General features: G+C 35.5%; 11 protein-coding genes. 9 read left to right on the top strand and 2 right to left on the bottom strand.

The window, feature by feature from the left end:
- The first annotated feature begins 908 nt into the window (after positions 1-908).
- The 8 genes from MKY90_RS16935 (at position 909) to MKY90_RS16900 (ending at position 9,971) form a co-directional block, all read left to right on the top strand.
- Positions 909-2,228, top strand: coding sequence for an aromatic amino acid transport family protein (locus tag MKY90_RS16935; RefSeq protein WP_098167800.1), 1,320 nt, complete (start codon positions 909-911; stop codon positions 2,226-2,228).
- Between the two features lie 112 nt (positions 2,229-2,340).
- Entirely contained in the window at positions 2,341-2,763 is a 423-nt protein-coding gene (locus tag MKY90_RS16930) for a SpoIIAA family protein (protein WP_078178710.1), read from the top strand.
- Positions 2,764-3,014: 251 nt separating this feature from the next.
- Positions 3,015-3,491 carry a heme-degrading domain-containing protein gene (locus MKY90_RS16925; protein ID WP_001276579.1) on the top strand — a complete coding sequence of 159 codons (477 nt, stop codon included), beginning with the start codon at positions 3,015-3,017 and terminating at the stop codon, positions 3,489-3,491.
- A gap of 388 nt (positions 3,492-3,879) precedes the next feature.
- Positions 3,880-5,364 (top strand): glucose-6-phosphate dehydrogenase, encoded by a 1,485-nt coding sequence (gene zwf / locus MKY90_RS16920; RefSeq protein ID WP_341092009.1) that lies wholly within the window; start codon positions 3,880-3,882, stop codon positions 5,362-5,364.
- A 95-nt stretch (positions 5,365-5,459) separates the two neighbouring features.
- Complete coding sequence (gnd, locus tag MKY90_RS16915) at positions 5,460-6,353, top strand: phosphogluconate dehydrogenase (NAD(+)-dependent, decarboxylating) (protein ID WP_002014034.1); 894 nt, start codon at positions 5,460-5,462, stop codon at positions 6,351-6,353.
- Between the two features lie 51 nt (positions 6,354-6,404).
- The gene (gene fsa, locus MKY90_RS16910) at positions 6,405-7,073 is read left to right on the top strand and encodes a fructose-6-phosphate aldolase (RefSeq protein WP_000667685.1); all 669 of its coding nucleotides are present in this window, start codon (positions 6,405-6,407) and stop codon (positions 7,071-7,073) included.
- A 157-nt stretch (positions 7,074-7,230) separates the two neighbouring features.
- Positions 7,231-8,772 (top strand): gluconokinase, encoded by a 1,542-nt coding sequence (gene gntK / locus MKY90_RS16905; RefSeq protein ID WP_033708043.1) that lies wholly within the window; start codon positions 7,231-7,233, stop codon positions 8,770-8,772.
- Positions 8,773-8,909: 137 nt separating this feature from the next.
- The gene (locus tag MKY90_RS16900; RefSeq protein ID WP_063226242.1) at positions 8,910-9,971 is read left to right on the top strand and encodes a lactonase family protein; all 1,062 of its coding nucleotides are present in this window, start codon (positions 8,910-8,912) and stop codon (positions 9,969-9,971) included.
- Between the two features lie 70 nt (positions 9,972-10,041).
- On the opposite strand, the gene MKY90_RS16895 is transcribed toward MKY90_RS16900, so the two are convergent.
- A complete protein-coding gene (locus MKY90_RS16895) occupies positions 10,042-10,215 on the bottom strand; it encodes a DUF1272 domain-containing protein (protein WP_001162783.1) in 174 nt (57 codons plus the stop codon).
- A gap of 202 nt (positions 10,216-10,417) precedes the next feature.
- Here MKY90_RS16895 and MKY90_RS16890 point away from each other — a divergent pair, with 202 nt between their 5' ends.
- Complete coding sequence (locus MKY90_RS16890) at positions 10,418-11,272, top strand: pentapeptide repeat-containing protein (RefSeq protein ID WP_002128319.1); 855 nt, start codon at positions 10,418-10,420, stop codon at positions 11,270-11,272.
- 108 nt (positions 11,273-11,380) lie between these two features.
- Here the strand turns inward: MKY90_RS16890 and MKY90_RS16885 are convergent, their stop codons facing one another.
- Positions 11,381-12,268: a DMT family transporter gene (locus MKY90_RS16885; RefSeq protein WP_098167801.1), complete on the bottom strand. Its 888-nt coding sequence runs from the start codon at positions 12,266-12,268 to the stop codon at positions 11,381-11,383.
- Positions 12,269-12,390: the final 122 nt, after the last annotated feature.

Genomic DNA, 12,390 nt, shown 5'->3' with positions numbered 1-12,390 from the left:
TGTTAGCGGTTCTCTTATTTTCATCAAGTTAAAATATGTATTTTCCTAAAAATGTATATGAATGCAATATTGATAATATACAACCTAAAAATTGGTTTATGTATTTAAAAATAAATTTCTTTTTAACCACGTTAATTATTTATTAGAATATCTTTTTCAAGTCAAAATAAAATTTTTAGATAAAGAAGAATATAAATATTTTTAAAATGAGTAGCTTGAATAAACAATATTTTACTGTGTTTTTTGCTGATTAATTCCGTTATAAGCGATAGGAACAAGGGTTGCATGCTAACTGTAAATTATTATCCATGTAAAATTATATCCATTAAATATTTCTGGAAATATAAAAATATTAATTTTATAAATATACACGTTATAATGAGGGCGTCGAGAGAAATTTTATGATCTCTGGAGAAAATATAAAAAATGCGATTAATAGAAAGAAAGGCGTGTGATTAGAGGCGAAATGTATGTAAAGTGCTTCAGTGGCTTGTGTAATCAATACCATAAATGCTGCCGAAGTTATGAAAGTGATGTATAGAATTGAGAAAGAAATGCCTCATAAATGAAGAGAGGCCGGTTTATCTAAAATTACTGTTACAAGTAAGTAAGAGAAACCATTAAAGTAACACACTGTTATTAGAAATGTTGCAACGTATTTATGAAGTCTATTCAATATTGTTCTCTTAAGCGGTCTTTATATAAAGAGCGGATAGTACGAGTAAACTTTTTTGTGAACGCTAACATTTATGTTAGGACGCTAACTAGCGAATGTTTCAATTTGGATTCATTATGATGAAGGACATACAATGTGGGGCAACTTGTATGGAATTTATTTTCCGAAAAAAGGGAATGTTCGTTAGCTATAAAGAGATACGCAAGAATAGGATACAAGGGGGAGTTATTATATGAACGGGAATACTGCAAAGAAAATAGAAATTCAAGCTGAAAATATCGCACTAGAAAATGAGCAATATGCAGATCCGAAAAAGTGGCATAAGCAGGATACTACATGGGCATTGAGCCTATTTGGAACTGCAATTGGAGCAGGGGTGCTCTTTTTACCGATTAATGCAGGTTCAGGTGGTTTATTATCATTACTACTAATTACATTGCTTGCATATCCAGTTATGTATTACTCACATAGGGCACTTGCTAAAATGATATACGCTTCTAATTCTGCTGATGAGGGGATCACAGGTACAATTAGAGAGTATTTCGGAAATAAAGCAAGTATCATTTTTAACATCGTATATTTCGGTTCAATTTATACAATCGTGCTAATGTATTCGGTTGCGCTTACAAATACTGCAAGTAGTTTTATCGTGCATCAATTGCACATGCCAGAGCCTCCAAGGGCTATTTTATCACTTGTATTAGTTCTTGGTCTTATCGCTATACTGAATTTTGGTCAAGATATTACTGTAAAGATCATGAGTATGCTAGTGTATCCTTTCATAGCTTCTCTACTTTTTATCGCAATATCTTTAATTCCACAGTGGAATACGTCAATGCTTAGCTTTTCAGCTGTTTCTACTGCTTCAACAGGAACAGGATATTTTGGAACGATACTGTTGATTCTACCGATCATCGTATTCTCATTTAATCATTCACCTATGATTTCATCATTTGTTGTAAAACAGAGAGCTACGTATGGAATAGAAGCTACTGATGCTAAATGTGCGCAAATACAAAAAGTTTGTTATATCATGACATTCGCTGTAGTTATGTTCTTCGTTTGGAGTAGTACATTAAGCTTGACTCCAGAGGATTTAAAAATGGCAAAAGAGCAAAACTTATCAATCCTTTCATATCTTGCTAATGAGCTTAATTCACCTGTAATCACGATTGCAGCTCCAATCATTGCTTTTGTGGCTATTACAAAATCTTTCCTTGGCCATTATATCGGAGCATTTGAAGTAATGCGTGACATGATTATTAAGTTCGGTAAATCACGTGGGAAAGTTATTGAAGAAAAAACAATTAAGACAATCGTCCTTACTTTTGTTGTATTGTCATGCTGGTTTGTTGCTTATACAAATCCAAGTATTCTTGGACTTATTGATTCTCTAAGCGGTCCATTAGTTGCTGCTATCTTATGTCTATTACCGATGTATGCAATCAATAAAGTACCAGTACTAGCTAAATACAAAGGGAAAATGAGTAACGTATTTGTTATTATTGTAGGTGTACTTACTGTTTTAGCAAGTATTAAATCATTATTCTAATTCACGATTGTTAGTTCTAATGCAAAATAAAATAGAACGATTTTGGGACAGACTTCTCCGTTTGGAGAGTTTGTCCTTTTTTAATGCGTAACAATTTTATCTTATTGATTTTATGAGATATTTCCGCATAATTGTAACTAAGGGAGATGATTCCAAGTTGAGTAAGCTGAATATAAGCACAACAGTTTCAGGAGATATAATTGTTACCCATCTTATTGGCAAGATTAAAACAGATGATGTTTATGAATGGTTTAATGGCTTCGAGCAGGTTTGTCAGCAATTCATTTCCGAGGGTCGGAAATACAAATTGCTGGTAGATAGAAAAGGGTACACGCCAGATCATTTTTCTGTTCAAAAAGCATGGAAAGATAAGTTTTTCAATGAAACGATTTTGAATCACAGTAAGGCAATTGCTTTTCTCCTTGAAGAAGGGGAGATACTGAATTATTTACAACAGTCCAATACAAAAGAATCTGTGAAATTTTTTGATGATTATGAACAAGCATTAGTTTGGTTGAATGGATATCCCATATGAAATTGTTAGCGAACCAGTTGCCTAAGTAACTGGTTTTTTTATGCTTGTAAGAAATATCCGGAAGAAAACTTCTATACGAGATGTTTAGTACGAAAGGACATACTTTTTTAAGGCGTTAAATATAATTCATAATAGCACCAAGAAGAAAAGAATACGCTTTACGGTATTAGTTATATGGAAAGGCTGTACGATAGAGTCACAGAAATTCAAAAATATCAATGTGGCATAAAGTGAGTAAGGGGGATAAACATATGAGCGCTTCAAATTTGAATGAAATAAGTAAGCAAATTTTAATAGAGGAGGAAACACTTCAATTTTCCTCTTTTACAAATGAAGATGCACTGCAAATAGGTTTATTTATCGTTGAAACGGCGAGGCAAGAAGGGAAATTGATTGCTGTTGATATAGCGAAAAATGGTGTGCAACTATTTCATTTCAAGATGACAGGGACAACTGCGGAAAATACGCAATGGATTGAGCGTAAAAAACGAGTTGTTTCTTTGCATAATCATAGCTCGTATTATATGCAGATACAAAGTGAAATAACGGGCGTTCCATATAATGAAAAGTATCTTTTAGATAGGTCGGATTATGCTGCGTTTGGTGGCTGTGTTCCTGTCCAAATAAAAGATGTAGGAGTTATTGGAATGATAACAGTTTCAGGATTACCACCAGAAGAGGATCATGAATTAGTTATAAGGGCAGTTAAAAATCATTTGAAACAATAGTAAAAAGGCAAAATCGAACAAGAATATGTTCGGTCTTGCCTTTTTATTATTCAGTTCATGAACATATTTCTAATAAGATGTTACGGAATTAAAATCTTTAATTCGAGACACTTTTCTTGACGATAATAATCTATGTAGTTAATATGATAGACATAAAATAACTTAATTACTTTTAATAATTAAGTTATTTTATGTAAGTTATAATGAGTAAGTAGGATTTGGGGAAAATGCTTTGAATTGCCACTATTAATATTGGGGACAATTAGAAAGCGACAAATATAAAAAATTAGAAGTTAAGAAGTAAGATTGGATCAACAATAATAGTAGCTTCTGGACAATGCATTTTTACTAAGGTGACAATGACTATACATCACGAGGGGGACTGAAATTGGAATCAATGACCTTTGTTTTATTTGGAGCAACAGGAGATTTAGCTAAAAGAAAAATTTACCCCGCGCTATATAACTTATATAGAGATCAAAAGATTCCAAAGCCAATATCCGTTATTGGGCTTGGAAGACGTGAAGTATCTCATTTAGATTTTCAAAAAAGAGTAAAAGAATCCATAGACACTTTTTCTCGTCGCAAAGATGAAGGTACTCCGAAAATAGAAGATTTTTTAGAGTATTTTCGTTATTGTCCGTTAGATGTGAATAAGCCAGAAGATTATAAAAGGTTATTACAAGTAGTTCGTGAAAGGGAAGAAGAACAAAATATACAAGGGAATAGAATGTTCTACCTTTCAGTTACTCCTGACTTCTTTGAGACCATTGCTTTAAATATTAAGGAAAGTGGACTCGATGGAACGGATGGATGGAAGCGCCTAATGATTGAGAAACCGTTTGGTCATGATCTTACATCTGCCCGAGAGCTGAATGATAAGCTTAGTCGAACGTTTGAAGAAGACGAAATATACCGTATTGATCATTATTTAGGTAAACCGATGATTCAAAACATTGAAGCACTTGAATTTGCAAATCCTGTTCTCCAATCGATTTGGAATAAAGAACATATAGCGAATGTACAAATAACAGCTAGTGAAACGGTTGGGGTAGAAGAAAGGGCAGCATATTATGATCATGCAGGAGCCATTCGCGATATGGTTCAAAATCATATGTTGCAAATATTAATGATGACTGCTATGAATCTGCCGGAAAAGATAAATGCATGTGAAATTCGTGAGGAAAAACGAAAGGTAATGGAAACTCTTCGTAAAGTGAAAAAAGAAGACGTTCAGAACCATATCATTCGCGGACAGTATGCTTCAGGGGAGATAAAAGGACAACAAGTTGTAGCGTATAGAGAGGAACCAGGAGTAAATCCTTCTTCTCAAACAGATACATATGTTGCGGCTCGCTTATGGATTGATAACCCATTTTGGACTGATGTTCCTTTTTACATACGAACAGGAAAAAGAATGAAAGAAAAGTCTACTCGTATTGTAATTGAGTTTAAAAATACATTAAAACAGCAATATCAAGATAGTAATCCAAATGCAGAGCCTAATTTGTTAATCATTGAAATTAGCCCAAATGAAAATGTTTCACTCCAATTAAATAGTAAAAATCCATTGAACAATGGAGAGCTAGAACCGATCCGTATTCATTTTACTTGTGAGCAAACAGGAGTGGGAATACCTGAAGCCTACGAAAGGCTTATCTATGATGCTGTATGTGGAGATTCTACATTCTTTGCACACTGGAGAGATGTTGAATTGTCATGGGAATGGGTGCAGCCAATCCTTGAAGCGTTCGAAGAAAACTTGTTACCTCTTCATGAATATGAGTCTGGCTCGTATGGTCCGGATGCTGCTCATGCTCTATTACAAGAAAGTGAATTTAAATGGTGGTTAGATGAGGGATTGAAAAAATAAGTACATTCTTATAAGTAAAGCAATATGACAAAAGATATTCATCATTTTATTAACATGTATTTATGATGAAAGGTAATTCAAGGAGGAATTGTATTATGAGAGTAGGATTAATTGGTTTAGGTAAAATGGGATTAAATTTAGGGAAGAATTTAATTGATCATAAACATGAAGTAGCTGCATTCGATTTAAATACGAGTGCAGTGGAAGAAATGAAAGCGTATGGGGCTACAGGTACGTCTAGTTTAAACGAACTTGTTCAATCATTAGAATCACCAAGAATTCTATGGGTTATGGTTCCGCACGCTGTTGTTGATTCTGTTATTAATGAGGTTACACCGCTGTTATCAAAAGGAGATATTTTAATTGAAGCTGGGAATTCACATTATAAAGAGTCTATTCGCCGATATGAGCAACTAAAGACAGATGGCATTCACTTTATGGATGCAGGAACTTCTGGCGGAATGGAAGGTGCTCGTAATGGTGCTTGTTACATGATCGGAGGAGATCAAGAAGCTTGGGACATCGTTGAACCTATTTTCCGAGATACAGCTGTAGAAAATGGATTCTTATATGCAGGAAAAGCTGGTAGTGGTCACTTTTTAAAAATGATTCACAACGGAATTGAATACGGAATGATGGCTGCCATTGGTGAAGGATTTGAGGTTTTAGAGAAGAGTGAATTTGACTACGATTATGAAAAAGTATCAAGAGTATGGAACAACGGTTCAGTCATTCGTTCATGGTTAATGGAATTAACTGAAAATGCATTTTCTAAAGATGCAAAACTGGATGAAATTAAGGGCGTTATGCATTCTTCTGGTGAAGGAAAATGGACAGTAGAAACAGCATTAGACCTTCAAACAGCAACTCCTGTTATCGCAATGTCTCTATTAATGCGCTACCGCTCATTAGACAATGATACATTTACAGGAAAAGTTGTAGCAGCACTGCGCAATGAATTTGGCGGACATGCAGTAGAAAAGAAATAAAAATTTTAAAATTATAACTCGTTAGCGTTTAAAAAATGGAGGGAATGAATTATGAAGTTTTTTATTGATACTGCAAATCTTGAGGACATAAAAAAGGCATATAAACTAGGGGTTTTAGCTGGCGTTACAACGAATCCTTCTTTAGTAGCGAAAGAGGGCATTAAGTTTGAAGACCGTATTGCAGAAATTTGTCAGGCAGTACCTAACGTTGAATCTGTTTCGGCAGAAGTAACTCCAGATGTTGTTGCAGCTGAAGAAATGATCTCTCAAGCAGAAGAACTAATTAAAATTAACGGTGGTGATAAAAACATCACGATAAAACTTCCGATGACACTAGCAGGATTAGAAGCTTGCCGCTACCTTACTGAAAAAGGTGTGAAAACGAACGTTACACTTATTTTCACTGTGAACCAAGCTCTTTTAGCTGCTCGAGCAGGTGCAACGTACGTCTCTCCATTTTTAGGACGCTTAGATGATATTTCTGAAGATGGCGTATTATTAGTTGCTAAAATTGCTGAATTATTCGATGTTCATCAATTAGATACACAAATTATTGCGGCTTCTGTCAGACACCCAGACCATGTCACTCGTGTAGCGATGGCAGGTGCTCACATTGCAACAATTCCTTATAAAGTCATTGAACAACTTGCTATGCACCCATTAACAGATCAAGGTATTGAAAAGTTTGCTGCGGATTGGGCGAAAGCGCCTAAGTTATAATGAAATGAAGATTTCACTTTTCAAAATAGCACTATAGTTATGAAAAGGACCTCCTTATGAGAGAGAAGTTTATTAAAACGTAGCTCTCATAAGGGAGCGTCTTTTTTGTATACATCATGGTGCTCTTTTGTTATAGGAATAATTTGAAAGGGGTTACATAGTGAGCTCGAAATATATGATTGGTGTAGATATTGGGACAACTAGTACAAAATCAGTTTTGTTTTCGATTGATGGATCAGTTATTGCAAGTCATGGGATTGAATATCCTTTATATTCTCCCGCACCAGAAACAGCAGAACAAGATCCAGAAGAGATTTTTCAAGCGGTCATACATACGATTAAAGAAACTATACAATCAAGTAATGTGCAGCCAGTTGATATTCTTTGTGTTTCTTTTAGTTCGGCAATGCATAGTGTCATTGCTGTAGACGAAGCAGGGAAGCCGTTAACGAGATGTATCACTTGGGCAGATAATAGAAGCGCAAGCTGGGCAGAAAAAATAAAGAATGATATGAATGGTCATGAAATTTACCTTCGTACTGGAACACCAATCCATCCTATGTCACCACTTTCGAAATTAGTTTGGCTTAAGAATGAACATGATGAGTTGTTTGCAAAAAGCTATAAATTCATCTCTATTAAAGAGTATGTTTTCTATAAGTTATTTAAGGAATATGTAATTGATTATTCTATTGCATCAGCAACAGGAATGTTCAATTTGAAATTTTTAAAATGGGATGAGGCAGCTCTTCGTGTCGCAGGAATTACCGATAAAAAGCTATCTACAGTTGTTCCAACGACGCACAGTTTAATAGGGATAAATGAAGAACTTGCAAGAGAGATGAATGTACTTGTTACTACTCCTTTTATAATCGGTGCGAGTGATGGGGTACTATCGAATTTAGGTGTAAATGCAATAGAACCTGGAGTAGTTGCTATTACAATTGGTACGAGCGGTGCAGTGCGAGTTGTCACAAATCATCCTGTAACGGATCCGAAAGGTAGGACTTTTTGTTATGCGTTAACTGAGGACCTTTGGGTAATTGGTGGACCGGTTAATAATGGTGGTATGATTTTTAGGTGGGTTCGCGACCAATTATGTACGTTAGAAGTTGAGCATGGGAAGCGTTTAGGAAAAGATCCATATGAAGTGCTTACGGAAATAGCGGCAAAAGTGAATCCTGGATCTGATGGTTTATTATTTCATCCGTATTTAGCAGGCGAAAGAGCTCCTTTATGGAATGCAAATGCGCGGGGATCTTTCTTTGGGCTTGGACTACATCATAAGAAAGAGCATCTTATACGTGCTGTTTTAGAGGGAATCATTTATAACTTGTATACAGTTCTTCTTGCGTTAAAAGAACTAATTGGCGAACCGAAAAAAATTCAAGCGACAGGTGGTTTTGCAAGGTCAGAACTTTGGAGACAGATGATGGCAGATATTTTTCATCAAGACGTATACGTTCCTGAAAGTTTTGAAAGCTCTTGCCTAGGAGCGGCAATCCTCGGTTTATATAGCTTAGGTGAAGTAGATACATTACATGTAGTTTCTAATATGGTAGGTGCCAATTTTTATCATGAGCCAAACATGGAAAGTGTGGAGAAATATAAAGATTTAACACCGATCTATATTCGTTTGGCCCGTCACTTGGAAGAAGAATATGAAAGTATAGCAGCTTTTCAGAAAAAGTGGGTTTAGAGGCTATTTGGCAGAAAAATATGGTAGCGTATAAAGAGGTACTCCGATTTTTTAGGATATTCTTTCAATGAATAATAGTTTTAGGTTGCTTAGTAAGAAGTGTGATGAACAAAAACTATAGGGAGAGGGTTATGAAAATGACGGATAACAAAGAGTTTATTGGATATGTTGGAACTTACACGAAAGAAAATAGTGAAGGAATATATACTTTTACTTTACATACGGAAGCGCAAAAAGTTAGTAATGTAACACTTGCGGCTAAGCTGGATAACCCTACATATGTAACGATTAGCAAAAATAATCAATATCTCTATTCTGTTGTAAAAGAAGGAGAAGCTGGTGGTGTAGCTGCTTATTTGATTAATAGTCATACTGGAGAGCTAGAGGAACAAAATAGACAAGTAGTAGAAGGGGCTTCTCCTTGTCATATTAGTGTGGATAGTGGAAATCAAACGGTAGTTACAGCGAATTACCATAAAGGAACGATTGAGTCTTTTGAAGTAGATGAAGAAAATGGAACTGTAAATCCTGCTTCATCTATTATGGCACATGAAGGTTCAGGTCCAAATAAAGAAAGACAAGAAAAACCACATGCACATTACGCGGGATATACTCCTGATGAAAAATATGTGGTAGGTGTTGATTTAGGGATTGATAAAATAATTACATATGGAATAAAAGATAGTACATTAAAAGAAGTGAATAGCTTGTCTGTGAACCCAGGAAGCGGTCCGAGACATATTGCTTTTCATCCAAATGGAAAGTACGCTTATGTGATGACTGAACTTAGTTCGGAAGTCATTGTGTTAACATATTATCCGGAAGAAGGATCCTTTACAGAGTTGCAGTATATTTCTACAGTTCCAAAAGAATTTGATGGAAATAGTCAAGGAAGTGCTATTCATATTTCTTCTGATGGCCGTTTTGTATATGCGGCGAATCGTGGGTATAATAGTATCGCTGTTTTCAGTGTAAATCAAAACTCAGGTGAACTTATATTTGTTGCACATACATCTACAGAAGGAAATTGGCCGAGGGACTTTGTGTTAGATCCTACTGGAAAATTTCTTATTGCTACAAATGAAAAGTCACATAATCTTGTGCTATTTTCAAGAAATGAAACGACAGGGAAGTTAACACTGTTACAATCTGATGTTGTTGTACCAGAGCCTGTTTGTGTTAAGTTTTTAAATGTTTAATTTGTGATTGGTAGAATTTCTATATACCCCAGAAACAGAAAAAAGCAAAGCGATATCGCTTTGCTTTTTTCTATTTCTTCTTCGGTCTACGTACTAACTCGCCGCCACAATTTGGGCAAACGTTTTGTCTTTCCTCTGTACATGGTGCACAAAATGTACATTCATACACGCATATGTATGCTTCAGAATCAGGCTGAAGGGAATGGTCGCAAATTTGACAGTTTGTTTTCATTTCTAATGCCATCGTAATCCTCCTCGTTATTTGAAAGTTCTTAATTTAATTATAATTAATATTGTAGTGGGTGTCCTTTTTAAATGAAAAGAAATAGACGGATTATGTTGTTGTTTGAAAAGAAATAGGTCCATTTGTTTTAAAATTGATTATTTAGTGCAGTTGGAATATTATGAAATAGTCAAAAGACAACAGACAACAGGGGGTATATATTTTGACTAATCATAACGACTATTTTCGTGTAGAAGAGGATGTAAATTACAATAGTTTAAAAGCGGATTGTGAAAAATGTTTTGGATTATGTTGTGTAGCATTACCGTTTGCAGCATCAATAGATTTTGCGGTGAATAAAGATGGTGGTAAACCTTGTACAAATTTACAATCAGATTATAAATGTAGTATACATAGAGATCTTAGAGGAAAAGGGTATAAAGGTTGTACAGTATTTGAATGTTTCGGTGCTGGACAAAAGATTTCTCAAGTTACGTTTAAAGGAATTGATTGGCGGAAAGATGCTCAGCATGCGAGAAAAATGTATGATGCTTTTCCAGTTATGCATCAGCTTCATGAAATGCTGTGGTATTTGAATGAGGCTATTCTATTAAAGTCGACGCAAACAATTCATAAAGAGCTGAAGGAAGCAATTGAAGAGACAGAGCGTCTTTCTAATTTAAGTCCAGATGAGTTAATGGAAGTAAATGTGCCATTACACCGTGCAGAAGTGAACATTCTCCTTTTAGAGACGAGTGAATTAGTATGGAAGGAAATGAATGTTGCACGTAAAAAACGAATCAGTCACCGCGGAGCAGACCTTATGGGAGCGAATCTGAAAAAGAAAGATTTACAAGGAGCAAATTTAAGAGGGGCGTACCTTATTGCGGCTAATTTACGAGATGCAAATTTAAGGGGAGCGGATCTCATCGGAGCAGACTTGCGAGATGCAGACATTCGCGGGACAGATTTTACAAATAGTGTTTTTCTTACGCAAGTTCAAATTAATGCGGCGAGAGGGGACAAACATACGAAATTGCCGAAAGTGTTGTCTCGTCCAGCACATTGGACTGCGTAAATTGCATGTAGTGGAGTACAAAGTAGTATACCAATTTGTATAGGATTCCATGATCAAGACCCAATTATGCGAACAGGCAGAGACTAAGTCTCTGCCTGTTTTTTTATACTATTTTTGCTTTTCAAAAGTAGTAATTATAACACTGCATATAATAAGGATACCACCAATGAAAAAGTTACTGTTTAACGTCTCATTTAACAGGAGCCAGCCAAGTAGCGAACCGACGATAGGTTGAAAGAAGAAAAATAATGAGCCAATGCTAGCATCCATTAATTCTAACCCTTTATTCCAAAGAAAAAATGCACCTGCGGTTGAGACGATTCCTAAATAGAGTACGCCTAATAATACGTACATGTTTATATGTTCAATAGGACTTGATTGGAGTTCCCATACCATGCACGGTGTAATGAAAAAGAGTGAAAAGAATATTGCATGCGTTGTAATAATTAAAGATGAAAATCGAGCGGAAGCGATTTTTACATAAATGGATAGTAAAGCCCACGTAATAGCGGCTCCAACTAAAATGATTGTACCGATAAAATAGGAGCCGATTTCAATATCCCATCCGATAACGATAATGACACCGATTGTCGCTATTATAGTTGATAAAAGTCTACGAGCAGTTAGTTTCTCTTTTAAAAGGAGCGCTGCAAATATAACCATAAATGCAGGGGTAGCTGATGTCACTAAGGAGCCTGTATGAGCATCGGATAATTTCGTTCCGATAAATTGACATGTGATTGAAATGAAATACCCGATGAATCCAATCCAAGCAAATAATAGCCAATCTTTTTTGTGGATGGGTACTTTTTTCTTTTGCTTTTTTTCAGTTGTTTTCAAAATCACATATAAAACAACAAAAGCGATAATAAAACGTAGCCAAACGAGTGTAAGTGGCGGAATAAAGTCGAGTACGTATTTACTAACGACGTACATACCGCCCCAAATACTTGCTGCTAGAGATAAACATATAGCTCCTAAAATTGTTTGTTTCATTTGAATTACCTCCGTCTATTTTTAGGGTTATGATTTATTCCCTAAGACGAGGCATAGTGCACTTGTTATATGAATGCCCGTCTTAGATTATAGACGGACTACAGGTTGATCGTTTTCGAATG

The sequence above is a fragment of the Bacillus sp. FSL P2-0099 genome, assembly GCF_038007445.1.
Classification (GTDB): domain Bacteria; phylum Bacillota; class Bacilli; order Bacillales; family Bacillaceae_G; genus Bacillus_A; species Bacillus_A mycoides.
This window is presented reverse-complemented; position numbering and strand designations above follow the sequence as displayed.